Below are 18586 nucleotides of genomic sequence, written 5' to 3'. Positions count from 1 at the left end.
ACAGCAGGCAGGCCGGCAATGCGCCGGCCTGCCGATTGCATCACGCCGCGAGGGTCTTGTTCCACTCCGCGACGCGATCGGCCTTGGCGGCCAGCACGGCCTCGGCGTCGCCTTCGATCTTCACCGACTTGATGACGTCGCCCTGCTTGATCGCATCCACCACGTCCAGGCCCTGCGTGACCTTGCCGAACACGGTGTGCTTGCCGTCCAGCCAGTCGGTCTTGATGTGGGTGATGAAGAACTGGCTGCCATTGGTGTTGGGACCGGCGTTGGCCATCGACAGCACACCGCGTTCATGCTTGACGCCGTTGTTCGTTTCATCTTCGAAACGATAGCCCGGGCCGCCGCGGCCCGAGCCCTCGGGGCAGCCGCCCTGGACCATGAAGTCGGCGATGACGCGGTGGAAGTTCAGCCCGTCGTAGAAGCCGCGCTTGGCCAGGTTGACGAAGTTGGCGACGGTCAGCGGGGCCTTGTCGGCGAACAGTTCGACCTGGATCTGGCCACGGTCGGTATCGAATACGGCGTGCAGGGACATCGGGAATCCTGGGTTGGGGTGGTCCGACAGGCTGGATGCGGCCCCAATGGCCGATTTCAAGCCGCCTGTCGCGCGCGGCGCGCGACAAGGTATGATAGCCGGCTTCCTCCACTGCCCTAGCGCGCCAGGTCAAAGCCAGGTGCGGCCTTGCCCATGTCTCTCGAACGCCTGCGCAACATCGCCATCGTCGCCCACGTCGACCACGGCAAGACCACCCTCGTCGACCAGCTGCTCAAGCAGTCGGGCACCCTGTCCGAACGCACTGTGCTCGCCGAGCGCGTGATGGACAGCAACGACCAGGAAAAGGAGCGTGGCATCACGATCCTGGCCAAGAACACCGCCATCAACTGGCAGGGCAATCGCATCAACATCGTCGACACCCCCGGACACGCCGACTTCGGCGGCGAGGTCGAGCGCGTGCTGTCGATGGTCGACTCGGTGCTGATCCTGGTCGACGCGATGGACGGGCCGATGCCGCAGACCCGCTTCGTGACCCAGAAGGCGTTCGCGATGGGCTTCAAGCCGATCGTCGTGGTCAACAAGATCGACCGCCCCGGCGCGCGCCCCGATTGGGTCATCGACCAGGTGTTCGACCTGTTCGACAAGCTCGGCGCGACCAACGAGCAGCTCGACTTTCCGATCGTCTACGCCTCGGCGCTGCACGGTTATGCAAGCCTGGACGACAGCGTCCGCTCGGGCGACATGACCCCGCTCTACGAAGCGATCATGCAGCACGTGCCGGCCCCCGAAGTCGACATCGACGGCGCGTTCCAGATGCGCATCAGCCAGCTCGACTACAACAACTTCGTCGGCCTGATCGGCATCGGCCGCATCCAGCGCGGCAAGCTGAAGAAGAACATGCCGGTGAGTGTCGTCGACCGCGAAGGCAAGAAGCGCCAGGGCAAGGTCGTGCAGGTGCTCGGCTTCCTGGGCCTGGAGCGCGTGGAGGTCGACGAGGCGCAGGCCGGCGACATCGTCGCGATCGCCGGCGTGCAGGACCTGTCGATCTCCGACACCGTCTGCGCGCTCGACACCCCCGAGGCACTGCCCGCACTGACCGTCGACGAACCGACGATCTCGATGACCTTCCAGGTCAACAACTCGCCGTTCGCCGGCAGCAAGGAACACAGCGGCGGCAAGTTCATCACCAGCCGCCAGATCCGCGAGCGCCTGGAGCGCGAAACGCTGCACAACGTCGCGCTGAAGGTCGAAGAGACCGCCGACGCCGACAAGTTCCTGGTCTCGGGCCGTGGCGAGCTGCACCTGTCGGTGCTGATCGAGAACATGCGCCGCGAAGGCTACGAACTGGCCGTGTCGCGCCCGGAAGTGATCATCAAGGAGATCGACGGCCAGCTGATGGAGCCGGTCGAGCAACTCGTGGTGGACATCGAAGAGCAGCACCAGGGCGGCGTGATGGAGAAGCTCGGCACCCGCAAGGCCCAGCTCAAGAACATGGAGCCCGACGGCAAGGGCCGCGTGCGCCTGGACTATATGATTCCGGCGCGTGGCCTGATCGGCTTCCAGAACGAGTTCAAGACCCTGACCCAGGGCTCGGGCCTGCTGTTCCACGTCTTCGACCACTACGGTCCGAAGGAGACCGGCCCGATCGCCAAGCGCAACAACGGCGTGATGATCGCCAATGCGCCGGGCATGACGCCGGCCTACTCGCTCGGCCCGCTGGAAGAGCGCGGCCGGCTGTTCGCGGCCGAAGGCGACAACGTCTACGAGGGCCAGCTGGTCGGCATCCACTCCAAGGACAACGACCTGACGGTCAACGTCATCAAGGGCAAGCCGCTGACCAACGTCCGCGCCTCGGGCAAGGACGACGCGATCAAGCTGACCCCGGCGCTGAAGTACTCGCTGGAACAGGCCCTGGATTTCATCGAGGACGACGAGCTGGTCGAAGTCACCCCGAAGGAAATCCGGCTGCGCAAGAAGCTGCTGACCGAGAGCGATCGCAAGCGCGCATCCCGCGCCGCGTGAGCCAGGCGCTGTTCCCGGGCTGGCGGCCCGACGCCGCCGCTCGGGCGGCGCTCGCGACGCTGTCGCAACGCCTGCAGGAGGCGCGTCCATCGGACGCGCCTTCTTTGCAACTGCGGCGCGCCGACCAGTGGCACGCCACGCTTTGCTTCATCGGCCACGACATGGGCCATCTCGCAACGCCCGCACTGCTCGATGTGTTCGCGGCTGTCGGGGCCCGCATCCCGCCGCACACGTGCACGCTCGAACGGCTCGTCTACTGGCGCCAGTCCGGCGCCGTCGTGGCCTTGCCGCACCGCTGCCTGGCCCTGCAGGCGCTGTGCGATGCGACGCGCGATGCGATCCGCCGCTGCGGCATCACGCCGGCACAGGTGACGACCCAGCCGCACCTGACAATGGCCTATCTGCCGAAGGGACTCGACGCGCAGCCCTGGCTCGCTGCCGTGGACTGCGACATCGGCCCGCTGACGGTCGACACCTTTGAACTGCTGTTCAATCCCGGCGGTCGCTACGACGTGCTCGGCAGCTGGCCGCTGACCGGCGCTCCCCTGCCCCCGCCGCCGCGCCAGGATGCGTTGTTCTGATGGCCGACGACCTCACCCCTGCACACAACGGCCTGCGCGCAATCGCGCTGTTCGAGGCGAGCAAGGGCGCCGTCGCCCTGCTCGTCGCCGGCGGCCTCGCAGCAATCGGGCCCGATGCGCTGCAGCACCAGGTCGAGCGCGTGCTCATGCGGTTTGGCGCGGATGCCGATCGCTTCGGCACGGATCTGCTCGACGCGATCACGCCGCAGACGCTGCATATCGCGATTGCCGTCGCGTTGATCTATGCGGCCATGCGCCTGCTCGAAGCCTGGGGTCTGTGGTGGCACCGCGCCTGGGCCTCGTGGCTCGGCGTCATCGGCGCCGCCGCGTATCTGCCGTTCGAGGTCTACGCGCTCTGGCACCACCCCGACTGGATGACCTGGGGGGTGTTCCTGCTCAATCTGCTGATCGTGCTGGTGCTGGCGCGCGATCTGTACCGGCGGCGTACGGGCGGCTGAAGCAACCTCGCAGCGCGGACTGATTGCTGCGGCCGCGTCTCGCACTCGACTTCGGAAACAGCGTTGCGCCGGCCGGGGGTTACTCCTCGGCTCGGCAGCCATCCATGGCTGACTCGCCGCCGCGGGCCATCCATGGCCCGCTCTGCGCAACCCCCAGCCGGCACAACGCACTGCGGCTCGGGGATCACCCCTTCTTTCAAGCAAGCAATGCGCTCGTTCTTGACGAAAGCACGATCTGAAAGTCGTCGGCAGCGGACTGGCGGCCGGTGGCCGCGCCGAGCGCGCCATGGATGGCGCGCGCCCGAGTCAAGGCAGGATGCCTTGACCGAGGGGAAAGCGGCTTCCGGCCGGCAGGCCGATGCCCGCCCGGAGCAGGCTTTGCTTGTCTTCCGTCAACGCGACTCACCCCACCGCGCGGCCGACCTGCGCGTGCTTGCGCACGATCAGCATCGCCGTCTCCAGCGCCTGCTCGTAATTGAGCCGCGGATCGACCTGGCTCTTGTAGGCGCGCTCCAGATCGACCTCGGTCAGCGCCCGCGCGCCACCCATGCATTCGGTGACGTCCTCGCCGGTCAGCTCCAGGTGCACGCCCCCCAGGCGGGTACCGGCCGCGGCATGCAGGTCGAACGCCTGCTCGATCTCGCTGCGGATGTTGTCGAAGCGCCGGGTCTTGAAGCCGTTGCGGGTCGACTCGGTATTGCCGTGCATCGGGTCGCAGATCCACAGCACGCGGCGGCCGGAGCGCTTGACCGCATCGAGCAGCGCCGGCAAGCGCTCGGCGATCTTGGTGGCGCCCATGCGGTGAATCAGGCTCAGGCGGCCCGGCTCGTCGTCGGGATTGAGCAGCTCGATCAGGCGCAGCAGCTCGTCCGGCGTCGAGGTCGGCCCGACCTTGACCCCGATCGGATTGCGCAGGCCGCGGAAGTACTCCACATGCGCGCCATCGAGCGCTGCGGTGCGCACGCCGATCCAAGGGAAATGCGTGCTGAGATTGAACCAGCCCCACTGGCGCGGCACCTGGCGCGTCTGCGCCTCCTCGTAGGGCAGCAGCAGCGCTTCGTGAGAGGTGTAGAAATCGACACGCTTGAGCGTGTGCACCTGGGTGCCGGCCAGGGTTTCCATGAAACGCACCGCATCGCCGAGCCCCGAGACCATGCGCTGGTACTCCTCGGCCAGCGGCGAATGCCCCACCCAATCCAGCCCCCAGTACTCGGGGTGATGCAGATCGGCAAAACCACCGTCGATCAACGAGCGGACGAAGTTCATCGTCATCGCCGAGCGCGCGTGCGCCTTGATCATGCGGCGCGGATCCGGGGTCCGCGCCTGCGCGGTGAACCCCGGCGCATTGACCACATCGCCGCGATAACTCGGCAAGGCGACGCCGTCGCGCACTTCGGTGTCGGCCGAGCGCGGCTTGGCGTACTGGCCTGCGAACCGGCCGACCCGCACGACCGGCAGGCGCATGCCGTGCACGAGCACCAGGCTCATCTGCAGCAGCACCTTCAGGCGGTTGGAGATGATCTCGGAGGTGCAGTCGCCGAAGTGCTCGGCGCAATCGCCGCCCTGCAACACGAAGCGCTGGCCGTCCTGGGCTTCGGCCAACTGCTGCTTCAGGCTCAGGATCTCCCAGGAGGTCACCAGCGGCGGCAACGCGCGCAGTTCGGCCTGCACTTCGCCCAACGCCTCGGCATCGGGATACACCGGTAGCTGCGCAGCGGGACGGCTGCGCCAGCTCTCGGGGGCCCAGTCTTCAGGCAGGGTCACAGGGCGCAGACTGCGTTCGGCGGAAGCGGGCATCGGAACATCCTCGTGCGAGCGCACATCATCGCAGCTTGCTGCGCTGCGTCAATTTCGGCTGCCAGAACGCGTGCCACGCTGCGGGCGCCATGCGGCATACACCGCGACCGTGCCCAGCAACACGAACCACAGCAGGCTCCAGGCGGGCATCGACAGGCCCAGGAAGGTCCAGTCGATCGTGCCGCAGTCGCCGCTGCCGGTCAGGACCTTCTGGATCAGCGTGGGCGTGTCCATGGTCTGGCGCATGAAGGCGAACGGCGCGCCGCAGGTCACGAAGCCCGGCGGATGCATCTGCAGCCAGACATGCCGCCCGGCGATGCCGATGCCGACCGCGGCGGCGGCCAGACCCAGCACGCCGTAGACGCGCCGCCCGCCCTGCCTCTTGGGCGCATGCACCCCGGCGATCAGCAGCACCAGGCCCAGCGCCGCGAACGCGATGCGCTGGAAGATGCACAAGGGGCATGGCTGCAATCCCCACTGCAGCTGCGAGTAGATCGCAAAGCCGATCAGCGCAAAGCAGGCGACACCACCGACGAGCATCAGGGTGCGGAACGACCAGCGCAGTGGATTCATGGAAATGGGCCAGAAAGGGAGACGGCGATTATCCCGCCGCAGCGGCGAAAGCCAAATACCTGCTGCGCAACGCGCCGGATCTGGACTCGCAACGATGCCCCCAGACGCAGAAAACCCCGGCATGGGCCGGGGTCTCTGGGAGACACGGATCGGGCGATGCCCGACCGGTCGGAATCACTCGGCGGCGTCGGCCTGCGGGCGATCGACCAGCTCGACGTAGGCCATCGGCGCGTTGTCGCCGGCGCGGAAGCCCGCCTTCAGGATGCGCAGGTAACCGCCCGGACGCGACTGATAGCGCGGGCCCAGCGTCGTGAACAGGGTGCCGACCGCTTCCTTGTCGCGCAGACGCGCGAATGCGAGGCGGCGGTTGGCGACGCCGTCGACCTTGGCCAGGGTGATCAGCGGCTCGGCCACGCGGCGCAGTTCCTTGGCCTTGGGCAGGGTGGTCTTGATCAGCTCGTTCTTGATCAGCGAGGCAGCCATGTTGCGGAACATCGCTTCGCGATGGGCGCTGGTGCGGTTGAACTTACGACCGGCTTTCTGGTGGCGCATGGGATGGATCCTTCAGTGGAATGGTGGGTCGTTGGACATCGTTGTCGCCTTCCTGGCGTTGTGACTTGGACTGCGGATGGTCCGAAAAACCGGTGATCCATCACCGGCGATCGCCGCGGGCCTCGAAGCCCGTCTGGCGATGCGCGAAAGGCGCGTCCTGAGAGGACGCGCCTTCCACGTGTTGCATCAGCCGAGCATGCCGTGGCTGGAGACACCGGCCGGCGGCCAGTTCTCGAGCTTCATGCCCAGGGCCAGGCCGCGCTGCGCGAGCACTTCCTTGATCTCGGTGAGCGACTTCTTGCCCAGGTTCGGCGTCTTGAGCAGCTCGACCTCGGTCTTCTGGATCAGGTCGCCGATGTAGTAGATGCTCTCGGCCTTGAGGCAGTTGGCAGAACGCACCGTCAGCTCCAGATCGTCGATCGGGCGCAGCAGGATCGGATCGACGCCCGGGGTCTGCGGCTTGGCGGCGCCGCGGTCGCGGTGCGTGAAGTCGCCGAACACCGACAGCTGCTCGGTGAGGATGTCGGCGGCGGTGCGCACGGCTTCCTCGGCATCGATCGTGCCGTTGGTCTCGATATCGATGACCAGCTTGTCGAGGTCGGTGCGCTGCTCGACGCGAGCGGCCTCGACCTCATAGGCGACGCGGCGGACGGGCGAGAACGATGCATCGAGCATCAGACGACCGATCGCACGGGTCTCCTCGTCCGGACGACGACGGGCGGCGGCCGGCTGGTAGCCGAAACCGCGCTCGATCTTCAGGCGCATGTTGATCGACGCATCCTTGGTCAGATGGCAGATCACGTGCTCGCCGTTGAGGATCTCGACGTTGTGGTCGGTCTTGATGTCGGCGGCAGTCACCACGCCCGGGCCCGACTTCGACAGCGACAGCGTGGCGCTCTCGCCGGTGCCCATGCGGATCGCGACGTCCTTCAGGTTCAGCAGGACTTCGAGCACGTCCTCCTGCAGGCCCTCGATGGTGCTGTACTCGTGCAGCACGCCGTCGATCTCGACTTCGGTGATCGCGAAGCCCGGAATCGACGACAGCAGCACGCGACGCAGGGCGTTGCCCAGCGTGTGCCCGTAACCGCGCTCCAGCGGCTCGATCACGACCTTTGCACGGTTGCCGGCAAGGCGTTCGATCTGCGGGCCACGGGGACGCAGTACCTGGTTGGCGGTAGCCGTCATGTTTGTGTGTCTCCTGGAGACCGTCCGCGCCGGGGGGCGCGGAGGCCTGAATGAATTACTTCGAGTACAGCTCGACGATCAGCGCTTCGTTGATGTCCGCCGGCAGGTCGCCACGATCGGGCACTGCCTTGAACACACCACTGAACTTCTTCGAGTCGACCTCGACCCACGACGGCGACAGGTCCATCGACGAGGAGACGGTCAGAGCCTCCTGGACGCGGAGCTGCTTCTGGGCCTTCTCCGACAGCGCGATCGCGTCGCCGGCCTTGACCTGGTACGACGGCAGATTGACCGGCTGACCGTTGACCGTGACGCCGCGGTGCGACACCAGCTGGCGCGCGGCCGGGCGGGTGACGGCGAAGCCCATGCGGTAGACGACATTGTCGAGGCGGGTCTCGAGGAGCTGCAGCAGGTTTTCACCCGTGTTGCCCTTCTTGGTCGAGGCCTTCTTGTAGTAGTTGCGGAACTGACGCTCCAGCAGACCATAGATACGCTTGACCTTCTGCTTCTCGCGCAGCTGGGTGGCGTAGTCGGACAGCTTGCCGCGACGGGTGTTGCCGGCGCCGTGCTGGCCGGGCTTCTGCTCGAGCTTGCACTTGGAATCCAACGCGCGCGTCGGGCTCTTGAGCGACAGGTCGGCGCCTTCGCGGCGCGCGAGCTTACAGGTAGGACCGATATAACGAGCCATTTCTTGATCGCTCCTTTAGACGCGACGCTTCTTCGGCGGACGGCACCCGTTGTGCGGGATTGGCGTCACGTCGATGATGTTGATGATCTTGTAGCCGACGTTGTTCAACGAACGCACGGCCGATTCACGACCCGGACCCGGGCCCTTGATGCGAACTTCCAGCGACTTGACGCCGTAGTCGAGCGCGGCCTTGCCGGCCTTCTCGGCAGCCACCTGGGCTGCGAACGGGGTCGACTTGCGCGAACCGCGGAAGCCGGCACCGCCGGAGGTCGCCCACGAGAGCGCATTGCCCTGGCGGTCGGTGATCGTGACGATCGTGTTGTTGAACGAAGCGTGGACATGCGCGATGCCGTCAGTGACGACGCGCTTGATCTTCTTCTTGGTCTTGGTTGCGGACGGCTTGGCCATGAATAGGATTCCTTACTTCTTGATGGCCTTGCGCGGACCCTTGCGGGTACGAGCATTGGTCCGGGTGCGCTGGCCGCGCAGCGGCAGGCCGCGACGATGGCGCAGGCCGCGATAGCACGACAGGTCCATCAGACGCTTGATCGCGATACCGACCTCACGACGCAGGTCGCCCTCGACCACGAACTTGCCGACTTCAGCGCGCAGGCGCTCGACTTCCGGCTCCGACAGGTCGCGGATCTTGGTGGTGGCCTCGACGCCCGCGGATTCGCAGACCTTCTTCGACCGGGTACGGCCGATGCCGTAGATGCTCTGAAGCCCGACCCAGACATGCTTCTGGGCAGGCAGGTTCACGCCTGCAATACGCGCCATGCGCGGATCTCCAACTGTTGGGGCTGCCGGGGGTTCAATCCCGACAAAGGGGAACATGAAATGATAGCAAGGCCTCGGAACTGCGTGCAGTCGCACCCTGAACAAGCGGCTCGACCCGGCATGGGGAGTGTGCCCATGCTCCGGCGACGGTACCGGGGCGGCAACCGGGGACGACTCCCCAAAAGCCCCGCGCGCTACTCTGGCGTGCGGATCACCCTGCACCACCCGCGCCCGAGACCGCCGCGCGAGTCGCCCATCCTGGGGTCCGGCGCGTGTGTCCGGACCCCGTGCCCCACCCTGCCGGGCGAGACGTGCGATACCGGGGAGAGTCCCGGATCGCGAAGAATTCTGTGCCGGCGCACGAGGCAACCGGCGGCAGCAGAACAGCATACCACCAAGTGGCGCCCGCCGCACGCCATCGGCGCAAGGCGGTACCACGCACCGCCCCGGACTGCGGGGCGGCGCCGAACGCCGAACCGTCAGCGGGGGCGTGAGCCGCCCTTGAGGTTGGCCTTCTTGAGCAGGCTCTCGTACTGGTGCGACATCAGATGCGACTGCACCTGGGCGATGAAGTCCATCACCACCACCACCACGATCAGCAGCGACGTGCCGCCGAAGTGGAAGGAGCTGCCGAACTCTGCGCGCATGAACTCCGGCAGCAGACAGACCAGCACCAGATAGCCGGCGCCGACCGCGGTCAGACGGGTCAGCACGCCATCGATGTAGTCGGCGGTCGCCTTGCCCGGACGGATGCCCGGAATCAGCGCGCCGGACTTCTTCAGGTTGTCGGCGGTTTCCTGCGAGTTGAACACCAGCGCGGTGTAGAAGAACGCGAAACCAGCGATCAGACCACCGAACAGCAGCACGTACAGCGGCTCGCCGGGCGACATCGCCTGTGCCAGGCGCTGCAGCCAGGTCGCCGATCCGGCCTCACCGAACCAGGTCGAGACCGTCGCCGGGAACATGATGATCGACGACGCGAAGATCGCCGGGATCACGCCCGCCATGTTGAGCTTGAGCGGCAGGAACGACGTCTGGTTCATGTACGCATTGCGACCGCCCTGGCGGCGCGCGTAGTTGACCGTGATCCGACGCTGGCCACGCTCGACGAACACCACGAAGAACGTCGCCGCCAGCACCACCGCCACCAGCAGGATCGCCGCGATCGGGCTCATGTCGCCATTGCGCAGCGACTCGATCGTGCCGAACACCGCACCCGGCAGGCCGGCGACGATGCCCGCGAAGATGATCAGCGACACGCCGTTGCCGATACCGCGCTCGGTGACCTGCTCGCCCAGCCAAACCAGGAACATGGTGCCGGCGGTGAGCGCGACGATCGCGGTCAGCACGAAGCCCATGCCCGGCGAATAGACGACCGGGATGCCATTGTTGGCGCCCGAGCTCTGCAGCGCCACCGCGATACCCGCCGACTGGAAGATCGCAAGCGGGATCGCACCGATGCGCGACCACTGGGTGATGCGACGCCGACCCGACTCGCCTTCCTTCTGGATGGCCTTCAGGCTCGGCACCACCTGCACCAGCAGCTGCATGACGATGGACGCGGAGATGTACGGGATCACGTTCAGCGCGAACAGGCTGAAGCGCGACAGCGCACCACCGGAGAACATGTTGAACATGTCCACGATCGTGCCTTCCTGCTGCTCCATCAGCTGCAGCATGGCCTCGGGATTGACGCCCGGGACCGGGATGAAGCACCCGATGCGATAGACGATCAGGGCCCCGAGCACGAACAGCAGGCGCTGGCGGAGCTCGGTGAACTTACCGAGCCCGGCGCCAACCCCACCCATTGCGCTGCCGCTCCGCGACATCGGCGATTACTCCTCGACCTTGCCGCCGGCCGCTTCGATCGCCGCACGGGCGCCAGCGGTGGCCAGCAGGCCCTTGAAGGTCAGCGCCTTGCCGATCTCGCCGTTCTTGACGATCTTGGCACGCTTGGCGGTCGCCGGGACCAGCTTGGCGGCGCGCAGCGCGGCGAAATCGACCGTGCCTTCGAGCTTCTCGAGCTGGTACAGGAAGACCTCGGCGGTGTCGTTCTTCAGGCGCGAACGGAAGCCGACCTTCGGCAAACGCTTGCGCAGCGGCATCTGGCCGCCTTCGAAGCCGGCCTTGATCTTGCCCTTGCCCGAACGCGCGAACGAACCCTTGTGGCCGCGGCCAGCGGTCTTGCCGAGGCCCGAGCCGATACCGCGACCGACGCGGGTGCGCTCGGTGCGGGCGCCCGGTGCGGGCTTGAGAGTGTTGAGCTTCATGTGATTACTCCTCGACCCGGACCAGGTAGTGGACCTTGTTGATCAGGCCACGGACCTGGGGGCTGTCCTTCAGTTCGCGCACGTCGTTGAGCTTGTTGAGGCCCAGCGCCTTGACCGACAGACGGTGCTTGGCCTGCGAACCGCGCAGACCCTTCACCAGGCGCACCTTGACGGTGCCGCCAGCGGCTTCGTTCTTAGCCATGGGTGATGTCCTCCAGCTTCTTGCCGCGCTTGGCCGCGATCTGCGCCGGCGAATGCATCTCCGACAGGCCGCGGATCGTCGCGCGCACCAGGTTGATCGGGTTGCGCGAACCCACGGCCTTGGCCAGCACGTCCTTGACACCGACGGCCTCGAGCACGGCGCGCATCGCGCCACCGGCGATCACGCCGGTACCCTCGGAAGCGGGCTGCATGAACACGTTCGCCGCACCGTGGCGCGACTTGACCGTGTGCCACAGGGTGCTGCCGTTGAGATCGACGGCCTTCTGGTTCTTGCGGGCCTGTTCCATCGACTTCTGGATCGCGACCGGCACTTCGCGCGCCTTGCCGTAACCGAAGCCGACCTTGCCGTTGCCGTCGCCGACGACCGTCAGCGCGGTGAACGTGAACTGGCGACCGCCCTTGACGGTCTTGCTGACGCGGTTGACCGTGATCAGCTTCTCGATCATGCCGTCGTCGAGTTCTTCGCGGTCGCGATTACGGTCGCGCCCGCGGTTTTCCCTTTCGTTTGCCATCTTGGATGCCTGTATTGGAGAAATGATGTACGGCTTAGGCCGCTTGGCGTTGTGATCTGGTGCGGTGGAACGCGGACGCGGCGCAGAAGGCCGCGGGCGTCCGGCACATCGCGTGCCGGCGCGTCAGGCGACGCCGCGCACAGGGCGCGGCGCCGACAGCATGAATCAGAACTGCAGGCCGCCTTCGCGCGCGGCGTCGGCCAGCGCCTTGATGCGACCGTGGTAGCGGTAGCCCGAACGGTCGAACGCGACGCGCTCGATGCCCGCGGCCTTGGCCTTCTCGGCGATGGCGCGGCCGACCTTGGCTGCGGCGTCGGCGTTCTTGCCGTTCTTCAGACCTTCGCGGACATCGCTCTGGGTCGTGCTGGCCGAAGCCAGGACCTTCGAGCCGTCCGAATTGAACAGCTGGGCGTAGATGTGCTGGCCGGTGCGCAGCACCGACAGGCGCGGCACGCCCAGTTCGCGGATGCGCGCACGGGTCGACTTGGCGCGACGCAGGCGGGCGGTGTTCTTGATGCTCATGATGGTGACCTCGTGGAAGCGGATCGGCCTGGACACAGAAGTCGGGGGTGAGGACCGGGAAACCGCGGCGGGGCAGGCGCGCACCTGACGGTGGCTCGCATGCATCCGGATTTCCCCATCCCGATTCCCGGCCTTTACGCCTTCTTGGCTTCCTTACGGATGATGGTTTCGTCGGAGTACTTCACGCCCTTGCCCTTGTAGGGCTCCGGCGGACGGAATCCGCGGATCTTCGCGGCGACCTGGCCGACCATCTGCTTGTCCGCGCCCTGGACCAGGATCTCGGTCTGGGTGGGGGTGCTGAGGGTGATGCCTTCGGGCGCCTGGAACACGACCGGGTGCGAGAACCCGAGCGAGAGGTTCAGGTCCTTGCCCTGCACGGCGGCACGGTAACCGACGCCGACGAGCTCGAGCTTGCGCTCGAAGCCTTCGGACACGCCGTGGACCATGTTGGCGACGATCGCGCGCAGGGTGCCGGTCAGGGCGATCTGCGACGGGTCAGCGGCCGACAGCAGCGCAGTGCCGTCCTCGACCTTGACCTCGATGGACGCCGGCTTGGCGAGCGACAGGGTGCCCTTCGGGCCCTTGACGCTGACCAGCTCGGGCTGGATGTTGAGTTCGACGCCCTTGGGCAGGGCGATGGGCTTCTTGGCGACGCGGGACATTGTGCGCTTACTCCCTTAGGCCACGAAGCACAGGACTTCACCGCCGACGCCCTGCTGGCGCGCCTGCGCATCGGTCATGATGCCCTTCGACGTGGAGATGATGGCGATGCCGAGCCCATTGAGGACCTTGGGCAGCGCATCCTTGCCGCGGTACTGGCGCAGGCCCGAACGCGAGAAGCGCTGCAGGCGCTCGATCACCGGGCGGCCTTCGTAGTACTTGAGGACGATCTCGAGCTCGGCCTTGGCGCCGTTCTCGGTCACGCGGAAATCGCCGATGTACCCCTCGTCCTTGAGGACGGTGGCAATGGCGACCTTGATCTTGGAGGACGGCATCTTCACCGTCTGCTTGCCAACCGCTGCCGCATTCTTGATGCGGACCAGCATGTCGGCGATGGGATCAGTCATGCTCATGATGATTACCTTCTGAGTGCACCGATATCCGCTTTCGCGAATTCTAGTTTTGAACCGACCGGTGGCCCGGCCGGGGTACAGCGTGAGGGGCGGTATTGTACAGGCCCGGCGCCGGAACGCCAGACCCGTACCCCGCCCGCTCGATTACCAGCTGGCCTTGCGCAGGCCCGGCACGTCGCCGCGCATCGTGGCTTCGCGCAGCTTGTTGCGGCCCAGGCCGAACTTGCTGTACACGCCACGCGGACGGCCCGTGAGGGCGCAACGGTTGACCTGACGCGAGGGCGACGAATCGCGCGGCAGCTTCTGCAGCTTGGTCGCGGCCTCGATCTTGTCCTCGTAGCTCGCGGTCTGGCTGCTGATGATCTTCTTCAGCGCCGCACGCTTCTCGGCGTGCTGCTTGGCCAGCTTGGTCCGCTTGACCTCGCGGTTGACCATGGACGTCTTTGCCATGTGCTTTCCTCAGTTGCGGAACGGGAAGCGGAAGGCTTCGAGCAGTGCCTTGGCTTCTTCGTTGGTGCGTGCGGTGGTGGTGATGGCGATATCCATGCCGCGGATCGCGTCGACCTGGTCGAAGTCGATTTCCGGGAAGATGATCTGTTCCTTCACGCCCATGTTGTAGTTGCCGCGGCCGTCGAACGAACGGCCCGACACGCCACGGAAGTCGCGCACGCGCGGCAGCGAGACGTTCACCAGACGGTCGAGGAACTCGTACATCCGGTTGCGGCGCAGCGTGACCTTGCAGCCGATCGGCCAGCCGTCGCGGATCTTGAACGAGGCGACCGACACGCGCGACTTGGTCACCAGCGGCTTCTGACCGCTGATCTTGGCCATGTCGGCAGTGGCGTTCTCGAGGATCTTCTTGTTCGCGGCAGCTTCGCCCACGCCCATGTTGAGCGTGATCTTGGTCAGGCGCGGGACCTGCATGATGTTGTCGTAACCGAACTGCTCCATGAGCTTCGGCACCACTTCATCCTTGTAGAACTGTTCCAGACGGGTCGTCATTTTGAGCATCCTCAGGCGTCGAGCGCCTCACCGCTCGAGCGGAACACGCGCAGCGTGCGTCCATCCTCGAGCTTCTTGGTTCCGATGCGCTCGCCCTTGCCGGTGGCAGGGTTGAACGGCATCACGTTCGAAGCGTGGATCGGAGCTTCGCGCTCGATCACGCCACCGGCCTGGCCGGCTTGCGGATTGGGCTTGGTGTGGCGCTTGACGAGGTTGACGTTGGAGACGACGACCTTGTCGCCGACCACGCGCACCACATCACCGCGCTTGCCCTTGTCCTTGCCGGCGATCACGATGACGTGGTCGCCCTTCTTGATTCGATTGGCCATGTTCGTTCTCTCCGCTCAGAGCACTTCGGGAGCGAGCGACACGATCTTCATGAACTTCTCGGAACGAAGCTCACGGGTCACGGGCCCGAAGATGCGGGTGCCGATCGGCTCCTGCTTGTTGTTGAGCAACACCGCGGCGTTGCCATCGAAGCGGATCAGCGAACCGTCGGGACGGCGCACACCCTTGCGGGTACGCACCACGACGGCGTCGTAGACCTCGCCCTTCTTGACCTTGCCGCGCGGAATCGCTTCCTTCACGGACACCTTGATGATGTCGCCGATCGCGGCGTAGCGGCGCTTGGAGCCGCCGAGCACCTTGATGCACATCACTTCCTTGGCACCGCTGTTGTCGGCCACGTCGAGGTGGCTCTGCATCTGGATCATTTCGAGCTCCTCGTTATTCGGCCGCGCGCGCGACGATTTCCGTCACACGCCAGTTCTTGGTCTTGGACATCGGCGCGATCTCGACGACCTTCACCAGATCGCCTTCCTGGCAGGCGTTCTCGGCGTCGTGGGCGTGGAGCTTGGTCGAACGCTTGATGTACTTGCCGTACAGGGCGTGCTTGACCTGACGCTCGACCAGCACCGTGACGGTCTTGTCCATCTTGTTGCTGACCACGCGGCCCTGGACCGTGCGCTGCTTCTTCTCGGTATTCATGGTCGGGTCCTTACTTCTTCTGGCCGATCAGGGTGTTGACGCGCGCAATCTCGCGGCGCACCCGACGGGCTTCGTGCGTCTTGGTCAGCTGACCGGTCGCCTTCTGCATGCGAAGCGAGAAACGCTCCTTGTGCAGCTCGAGCAGATGCGACTGCAGTTCTTCTGCCGACTTCTCGCGGAGTTCCTTGGTCGTAGCCATCAGCGCACCGTCCGGGTCACGAATTGGGTGGTGACCGAAAGCTTGGCGGCAGCCAGGCGGAACGCTTCGCGTGCCACCGTCTCCTCGACGCCCTCGATCTCGTAGATCATGCGGCCGGGCTGGATCTGGGCGACCCAGTACTCCACACCGCCCTTGCCCGAGCCCATTCGGACTTCGATCGGCTTCTTGGTGATCGGCTTGTCCGGGAACACGCGGATCCACATCTTGCCGCCGCGCTTGACGTGACGGCTGATGGTCCGGCGGCCGGCTTCGATCTGACGCGCGGTCAGCTGGCCGGTCGCGGTCGCCCGCAGGCCGTACTCGCCGAAGCTGACGGCGTTGCCGCTCCACGACAAGCCTTCGTTACGGCCCTTGTGCATCTTGCGGTATTTGGTTCGCTTGGGTTGCAGCATGATTAGTCCCTCGCCTCGCGTTCACGACGCGGACCACGGCGCTCGCGGTCTCCGCGGTCACCACGCTCGCCGCGCGGCGTGTCGTCCTGCTTCTCCTGGCCGACCTGGGAGAAATCGAAGATCTCGCCCTTGTAGATCCAGGTCTTGATGCCGATGATCCCGTAGGTCGTCTTGGCCTCGGCGAAGCCGTAGTCGACGTCGGCGCGCAGCGTGTGCAGCGGCACGCGACCTTCGCGGTACCACTCCGAACGTGCGATCTCGGCGCCGTTGAGGCGACCGGCGACGTTGACCTTGATGCCCAGTGCGCCCAGGCGCATCGCATTGCCGACCGCACGCTTCATCGCGCGGCGGAACATGATGCGGCGCTCGAGCTGCTGGGCGATCGACTCGGCGACCAGCTGCGCGTCGAGCTCCGGCTTGCGGACCTCGGTCACGTTGATGTGCGCCGGAACGCCCATCATCTGGCTCACGTCCTTACGCAGCTTCTCGATGTCCTCGCCGCGCTTGCCGATCACCACGCCCGGGCGGGCGGTGTGAATCGTCACACGCGCGGTCTTGGCCGGACGCTCGATCAGGATCTTGCTGATGCCGGCCTGCGCCAGGCGCTTGCGCAGCATCTCGCGGACCTTGAGGTCAGCGGCCAGGTACTCGGCGTATTCCTTCTTGCCGGCGTACCACTTGGAGTTCCAGTCCTTGGCGATGCCCAGACGGATACCGGTGGGATGAACTTTATGACCCATTTACTTGCCCTCTCCCACGACGACGGTGATGTGGCTGGTGCGCTTGAGGATGCGGGTACCGCGTCCCTTGGCGCGCGCCATGAAGCGCTTCAGCGTCGGACCTTCGTCGACCGTGATGGTGGCGATCTTCAGCTCGTCGACATCGGCGCCGGCGTTGTTCTCGGCGTTGGCGATGGCCGATTCGACGACCTTCTTGATCAGGTGCGCGGCCTTCTTGTCCGAGAACTTCAGCAGACCGACGGCGCGCTCGACCGGCAGACCGCGGACCTGGTCGGCGACCAGGCGGGCCTTCTGGGGCGAGATGCGCGCGGTCCGCAGGATCGCGGTGCGCTTGTTGACCTCGGTGCGAGCGCGCTTCTGCTCTTCGAGGCGGGCTTTCGTTGCCTTGTCCATTGTGCGCTCCTTACCTGCCCGACTTCTTGTCGCCGCCGTGACCCTTGAACGTCCGGGTCAGGGCGAACTCGCCGAGCTTGTGGCCAACCATGTTCTCGTTGACGAGCACCGGAATGTGGTTCTTGCCGTTGTGGATGGCGATCGTGAAGCCGACCATTTCCGGCAGGACCATCGAGCGGCGCGACCAGGTCTTGATCGGCTTCTTGGTGTTGGTGCCGGCGGCCTCGACCTTCTTGATGAGGTGGTGGTCGACGAACGGACCCTTCTTGAGTGAACGTGCCATGGTCTATCAGCTCCTACGGTCGCGCACGATGAACTGCTGCGTCCGCTTGTTATGGCGGGTCTTGTAACCCTTGGTCGGCACGCCCCACGGGGTGACCGGGTGCGGGTTGCCTTGTCCGGCGCGGGCCTCACCACCGCCGTGCGGATGGTCGACCGGGTTCATCGCCGCACCGCGGACGGTGGGCTTGACGCCGCGCCAGCGCTTGGCGCCGGCCTTGCCGAGCTTCTCGAGGCTGTGCTCGTCGTTGCTGACCTCGCCGATCGTGGCGCGGCACTCCGACGGCACGCGACGCACTTCGCCCGAACGCAGACGCACGGTGGCGTAGACGCCTTCGCGCGCGATCAGCTGGACGGCGGCGCCGGCGGCACGCGCGATCTGCGCGCCCTTGCCCGGCTTCATCTCGATGCAGTGGATCGTCGAACCGACCGGGATGTTGCGCAGCGGCAGCGTGTTGCCGGTCTTGATCGGTGCATCGGAACCCGCGATCACCTGGTCGCCGGCCTTCAGGCCCTTGGGGGCGATGATGTAGCGGCGCTCACCGTCGACATACACCAGCAGCGCGATGTGCGCGGTGCGGTTGGGGTCGTACTCGATACGCTCCACGCGCGCCGGAATACCTTCCTTGTCGCGCTTGAAGTCGACGATGCGGTAGTGCTGCTTGTGACCGCCGCCGATGTGGCGCGTGGTGATCCGGCCGTGGTGGTTGCGACCACCCGACTTGCTCTTCTTCTCGACCAGCGCGGCATGCGGCGCACCCTTGTGCAGCTCGGGGTGCACGACGCGGACCGCGGAGCGGCGACCGGCGGACGTGGGCTTGAATTTCATCAATGGCATCGGGGCT

29 protein-coding genes are annotated in these 18586 nt (G+C 66.0%); 3 read left to right on the top strand and 26 right to left on the bottom strand.

What is annotated here, in order from left to right:
• Positions 1–40: 40 nt before the first annotated feature.
• Positions 41–535 carry a peptidylprolyl isomerase gene (locus WAF18_RS06230; protein WP_183426235.1) on the bottom strand — a complete coding sequence of 165 codons (495 nt, stop codon included), beginning with the start codon at positions 533–535 and terminating at the stop codon, positions 41–43.
• Positions 536–688: 153 nt separating this feature from the next.
• Between WAF18_RS06230 and typA the strand changes: the two genes are divergently transcribed.
• The 3 genes from typA to WAF18_RS06215 are packed head-to-tail and all read left to right on the top strand — an operon-like array spanning position 689 to position 3557.
• On the top strand, positions 689–2518 hold the full coding sequence (gene typA / locus WAF18_RS06225) for a translational GTPase TypA (protein WP_337244323.1): 1830 nt from the start codon (positions 689–691) through the stop codon (positions 2516–2518).
• Complete coding sequence (locus WAF18_RS06220; protein ID WP_337244322.1) at positions 2515–3099, top strand: 2'-5' RNA ligase family protein; 585 nt, start codon at positions 2515–2517, stop codon at positions 3097–3099. The genes typA and WAF18_RS06220 overlap by 4 nt, the downstream gene beginning before the upstream one ends.
• Positions 3099–3557, top strand: coding sequence for a DUF2127 domain-containing protein (locus WAF18_RS06215; RefSeq protein ID WP_337244321.1), 459 nt, complete (start codon positions 3099–3101; stop codon positions 3555–3557). Before WAF18_RS06220 ends, WAF18_RS06215 begins: the two co-directional genes overlap by 1 nt.
• Positions 3558–3959: 402 nt before the next feature.
• Here WAF18_RS06215 and WAF18_RS06210 read toward each other — a convergent pair whose 3' ends face one another.
• The 25 genes from WAF18_RS06210 to rplB all read right to left on the bottom strand — a co-directional run bounded on the left by WAF18_RS06210 (position 3960) and on the right by rplB (position 18579).
• Positions 3960–5354, bottom strand: coding sequence for a 3-deoxy-7-phosphoheptulonate synthase class II (locus tag WAF18_RS06210; RefSeq protein WP_337244320.1), 1395 nt, complete (start codon positions 5352–5354; stop codon positions 3960–3962).
• Positions 5355–5402: 48 nt separating this feature from the next.
• A complete protein-coding gene (locus WAF18_RS06205; RefSeq protein ID WP_337244319.1) occupies positions 5403–5927 on the bottom strand; it encodes a disulfide bond formation protein B in 525 nt (174 codons plus the stop codon).
• A gap of 174 nt (positions 5928–6101) precedes the next feature.
• The gene (gene rplQ / locus WAF18_RS06200) at positions 6102–6479 is read right to left on the bottom strand and encodes a 50S ribosomal protein L17 (RefSeq protein WP_183426241.1); all 378 of its coding nucleotides are present in this window, start codon (positions 6477–6479) and stop codon (positions 6102–6104) included.
• Positions 6480–6665: 186 nt separating this feature from the next.
• Complete coding sequence (gene rpoA, locus WAF18_RS06195; protein ID WP_047137621.1) at positions 6666–7664, bottom strand: DNA-directed RNA polymerase subunit alpha; 999 nt, start codon at positions 7662–7664, stop codon at positions 6666–6668.
• Positions 7665–7719: 55 nt separating this feature from the next.
• The gene (rpsD, locus tag WAF18_RS06190) at positions 7720–8352 is read right to left on the bottom strand and encodes a 30S ribosomal protein S4 (RefSeq protein ID WP_183426242.1); all 633 of its coding nucleotides are present in this window, start codon (positions 8350–8352) and stop codon (positions 7720–7722) included.
• Between the two features lie 15 nt (positions 8353–8367).
• Positions 8368–8760, bottom strand: a complete 393-nt coding sequence (rpsK, locus tag WAF18_RS06185) for a 30S ribosomal protein S11 (RefSeq protein ID WP_047137623.1) — start codon at positions 8758–8760, stop codon at positions 8368–8370.
• Between the two features lie 12 nt (positions 8761–8772).
• Positions 8773–9129 (bottom strand): 30S ribosomal protein S13, encoded by a 357-nt coding sequence (gene rpsM, locus WAF18_RS06180; protein ID WP_183426243.1) that lies wholly within the window; start codon positions 9127–9129, stop codon positions 8773–8775.
• Positions 9130–9608: 479 nt separating this feature from the next.
• A complete protein-coding gene (gene secY, locus WAF18_RS06175) occupies positions 9609–10958 on the bottom strand; it encodes a preprotein translocase subunit SecY (protein ID WP_183426244.1) in 1350 nt (449 codons plus the stop codon).
• A gap of 6 nt (positions 10959–10964) precedes the next feature.
• The gene (gene rplO / locus WAF18_RS06170; protein WP_183426245.1) at positions 10965–11399 is read right to left on the bottom strand and encodes a 50S ribosomal protein L15; all 435 of its coding nucleotides are present in this window, start codon (positions 11397–11399) and stop codon (positions 10965–10967) included.
• Between the two features lie 4 nt (positions 11400–11403).
• Complete coding sequence (gene rpmD / locus WAF18_RS06165) at positions 11404–11601, bottom strand: 50S ribosomal protein L30 (protein ID WP_047137627.1); 198 nt, start codon at positions 11599–11601, stop codon at positions 11404–11406.
• Complete coding sequence (gene rpsE, locus WAF18_RS06160) at positions 11594–12133, bottom strand: 30S ribosomal protein S5 (RefSeq protein ID WP_183426246.1); 540 nt, start codon at positions 12131–12133, stop codon at positions 11594–11596. The genes rpmD and rpsE overlap by 8 nt, the downstream gene beginning before the upstream one ends.
• Before the next feature lie 165 nt (positions 12134–12298).
• A complete protein-coding gene (rplR, locus tag WAF18_RS06155; RefSeq protein WP_183426247.1) occupies positions 12299–12655 on the bottom strand; it encodes a 50S ribosomal protein L18 in 357 nt (118 codons plus the stop codon).
• Between the two features lie 134 nt (positions 12656–12789).
• Positions 12790–13317 (bottom strand): 50S ribosomal protein L6, encoded by a 528-nt coding sequence (gene rplF / locus WAF18_RS06150; protein ID WP_183426248.1) that lies wholly within the window; start codon positions 13315–13317, stop codon positions 12790–12792.
• Positions 13318–13332: 15 nt separating this feature from the next.
• Complete coding sequence (gene rpsH, locus WAF18_RS06145) at positions 13333–13728, bottom strand: 30S ribosomal protein S8 (RefSeq protein ID WP_183426249.1); 396 nt, start codon at positions 13726–13728, stop codon at positions 13333–13335.
• Between the two features lie 144 nt (positions 13729–13872).
• Positions 13873–14178, bottom strand: a complete 306-nt coding sequence (rpsN, locus tag WAF18_RS06140) for a 30S ribosomal protein S14 (RefSeq protein WP_183426250.1) — start codon at positions 14176–14178, stop codon at positions 13873–13875.
• 9 nt (positions 14179–14187) lie between these two features.
• Positions 14188–14730 carry a 50S ribosomal protein L5 gene (gene rplE, locus WAF18_RS06135; RefSeq protein ID WP_047137632.1) on the bottom strand — a complete coding sequence of 181 codons (543 nt, stop codon included), beginning with the start codon at positions 14728–14730 and terminating at the stop codon, positions 14188–14190.
• Between the two features lie 11 nt (positions 14731–14741).
• The gene (gene rplX, locus WAF18_RS06130) at positions 14742–15059 is read right to left on the bottom strand and encodes a 50S ribosomal protein L24 (RefSeq protein WP_047137633.1); all 318 of its coding nucleotides are present in this window, start codon (positions 15057–15059) and stop codon (positions 14742–14744) included.
• Positions 15060–15074: 15 nt separating this feature from the next.
• Positions 15075–15443 (bottom strand): 50S ribosomal protein L14, encoded by a 369-nt coding sequence (rplN, locus tag WAF18_RS06125; protein ID WP_047137634.1) that lies wholly within the window; start codon positions 15441–15443, stop codon positions 15075–15077.
• Between the two features lie 13 nt (positions 15444–15456).
• Complete coding sequence (gene rpsQ / locus WAF18_RS06120) at positions 15457–15717, bottom strand: 30S ribosomal protein S17 (RefSeq protein WP_047137635.1); 261 nt, start codon at positions 15715–15717, stop codon at positions 15457–15459.
• A 10-nt stretch (positions 15718–15727) separates the two neighbouring features.
• Complete coding sequence (gene rpmC / locus WAF18_RS06115; RefSeq protein ID WP_047137636.1) at positions 15728–15916, bottom strand: 50S ribosomal protein L29; 189 nt, start codon at positions 15914–15916, stop codon at positions 15728–15730.
• Positions 15916–16329, bottom strand: a complete 414-nt coding sequence (gene rplP / locus WAF18_RS06110; protein WP_183426251.1) for a 50S ribosomal protein L16 — start codon at positions 16327–16329, stop codon at positions 15916–15918. Before rplP ends, rpmC begins: the two co-directional genes overlap by 1 nt.
• A gap of 2 nt (positions 16330–16331) precedes the next feature.
• Positions 16332–17069, bottom strand: coding sequence for a 30S ribosomal protein S3 (rpsC, locus tag WAF18_RS06105; protein ID WP_047137638.1), 738 nt, complete (start codon positions 17067–17069; stop codon positions 16332–16334).
• On the bottom strand, positions 17070–17462 hold the full coding sequence (gene rplV / locus WAF18_RS06100) for a 50S ribosomal protein L22 (RefSeq protein ID WP_047137639.1): 393 nt from the start codon (positions 17460–17462) through the stop codon (positions 17070–17072).
• A gap of 10 nt (positions 17463–17472) precedes the next feature.
• The gene (rpsS, locus tag WAF18_RS06095; RefSeq protein WP_047137640.1) at positions 17473–17745 is read right to left on the bottom strand and encodes a 30S ribosomal protein S19; all 273 of its coding nucleotides are present in this window, start codon (positions 17743–17745) and stop codon (positions 17473–17475) included.
• Between the two features lie 6 nt (positions 17746–17751).
• Complete coding sequence (rplB, locus tag WAF18_RS06090) at positions 17752–18579, bottom strand: 50S ribosomal protein L2 (RefSeq protein ID WP_047137641.1); 828 nt, start codon at positions 18577–18579, stop codon at positions 17752–17754.
• Between the last annotated feature and the right edge of the window lie 7 nt (positions 18580–18586).

Source organism: Luteimonas sp. gir (assembly GCF_037198055.1).
GTDB classification, from domain to species: Bacteria; Pseudomonadota; Gammaproteobacteria; order Xanthomonadales; family Xanthomonadaceae; genus Luteimonas; species Luteimonas citri_A.
Note: the sequence above shows the minus strand (reverse complement) of the source record. Positions and strands in the feature narration are given on the sequence as shown.

Bases quoted from the DNA above. Each gene is read 5' to 3' on its own strand.
- WAF18_RS06230 (WP_183426235.1), bottom strand. From the start codon at position 535: ATGTCCCTGCACGCCGTATTCGATACCGACCGTGGCCAGATCCAGGTC.
- typA (WP_337244323.1), top strand. From the start codon at position 689: ATGTCTCTCGAACGCCTGCGCAACATCGCCATCGTCGCCCACGTCGAC.
- WAF18_RS06215 (WP_337244321.1), top strand. From the start codon at position 3,099: ATGGCCGACGACCTCACCCCTGCACACAACGGCCTGCGCGCAATCGCG.
- WAF18_RS06210 (WP_337244320.1), bottom strand. From the start codon at position 5,354: ATGCCCGCTTCCGCCGAACGCAGTCTGCGCCCTGTGACCCTGCCTGAA.
- WAF18_RS06205 (WP_337244319.1), bottom strand. From the start codon at position 5,927: ATGAATCCACTGCGCTGGTCGTTCCGCACCCTGATGCTCGTCGGTGGT.
- rplQ (WP_183426241.1), bottom strand. From the start codon at position 6,479: ATGCGCCACCAGAAAGCCGGTCGTAAGTTCAACCGCACCAGCGCCCAT.
- rpoA (WP_047137621.1), bottom strand. From the start codon at position 7,664: ATGACGGCTACCGCCAACCAGGTACTGCGTCCCCGTGGCCCGCAGATC.
- rpsD (WP_183426242.1), bottom strand. From the start codon at position 8,352: ATGGCTCGTTATATCGGTCCTACCTGTAAGCTCGCGCGCCGCGAAGGC.
- rpsK (WP_047137623.1), bottom strand. From the start codon at position 8,760: ATGGCCAAGCCGTCCGCAACCAAGACCAAGAAGAAGATCAAGCGCGTC.
- rpsM (WP_183426243.1), bottom strand. From the start codon at position 9,129: ATGGCGCGTATTGCAGGCGTGAACCTGCCTGCCCAGAAGCATGTCTGG.
- secY (WP_183426244.1), bottom strand. From the start codon at position 10,958: ATGTCGCGGAGCGGCAGCGCAATGGGTGGGGTTGGCGCCGGGCTCGGT.
- rplO (WP_183426245.1), bottom strand. From the start codon at position 11,399: ATGAAGCTCAACACTCTCAAGCCCGCACCGGGCGCCCGCACCGAGCGC.
- rpmD (WP_047137627.1), bottom strand. From the start codon at position 11,601: ATGGCTAAGAACGAAGCCGCTGGCGGCACCGTCAAGGTGCGCCTGGTG.
- rpsE (WP_183426246.1), bottom strand. From the start codon at position 12,133: ATGGCAAACGAAAGGGAAAACCGCGGGCGCGACCGTAATCGCGACCGC.
- rplR (WP_183426247.1), bottom strand. From the start codon at position 12,655: ATGAGCATCAAGAACACCGCCCGCCTGCGTCGCGCCAAGTCGACCCGT.
- rplF (WP_183426248.1), bottom strand. From the start codon at position 13,317: ATGTCCCGCGTCGCCAAGAAGCCCATCGCCCTGCCCAAGGGCGTCGAA.
- rpsH (WP_183426249.1), bottom strand. From the start codon at position 13,728: ATGAGCATGACTGATCCCATCGCCGACATGCTGGTCCGCATCAAGAAT.
- rpsN (WP_183426250.1), bottom strand. From the start codon at position 14,178: ATGGCAAAGACGTCCATGGTCAACCGCGAGGTCAAGCGGACCAAGCTG.
- rplE (WP_047137632.1), bottom strand. From the start codon at position 14,730: ATGACGACCCGTCTGGAACAGTTCTACAAGGATGAAGTGGTGCCGAAG.
- rplX (WP_047137633.1), bottom strand. From the start codon at position 15,059: ATGGCCAATCGAATCAAGAAGGGCGACCACGTCATCGTGATCGCCGGC.
- rplN (WP_047137634.1), bottom strand. From the start codon at position 15,443: ATGATCCAGATGCAGAGCCACCTCGACGTGGCCGACAACAGCGGTGCC.
- rpsQ (WP_047137635.1), bottom strand. From the start codon at position 15,717: ATGAATACCGAGAAGAAGCAGCGCACGGTCCAGGGCCGCGTGGTCAGC.
- rpmC (WP_047137636.1), bottom strand. From the start codon at position 15,916: ATGGCTACGACCAAGGAACTCCGCGAGAAGTCGGCAGAAGAACTGCAG.
- rplP (WP_183426251.1), bottom strand. From the start codon at position 16,329: ATGCTGCAACCCAAGCGAACCAAATACCGCAAGATGCACAAGGGCCGT.
- rpsC (WP_047137638.1), bottom strand. From the start codon at position 17,069: ATGGGTCATAAAGTTCATCCCACCGGTATCCGTCTGGGCATCGCCAAG.
- rplV (WP_047137639.1), bottom strand. From the start codon at position 17,462: ATGGACAAGGCAACGAAAGCCCGCCTCGAAGAGCAGAAGCGCGCTCGC.
- rpsS (WP_047137640.1), bottom strand. From the start codon at position 17,745: ATGGCACGTTCACTCAAGAAGGGTCCGTTCGTCGACCACCACCTCATC.
- rplB (WP_047137641.1), bottom strand. From the start codon at position 18,579: ATGCCATTGATGAAATTCAAGCCCACGTCCGCCGGTCGCCGCTCCGCG.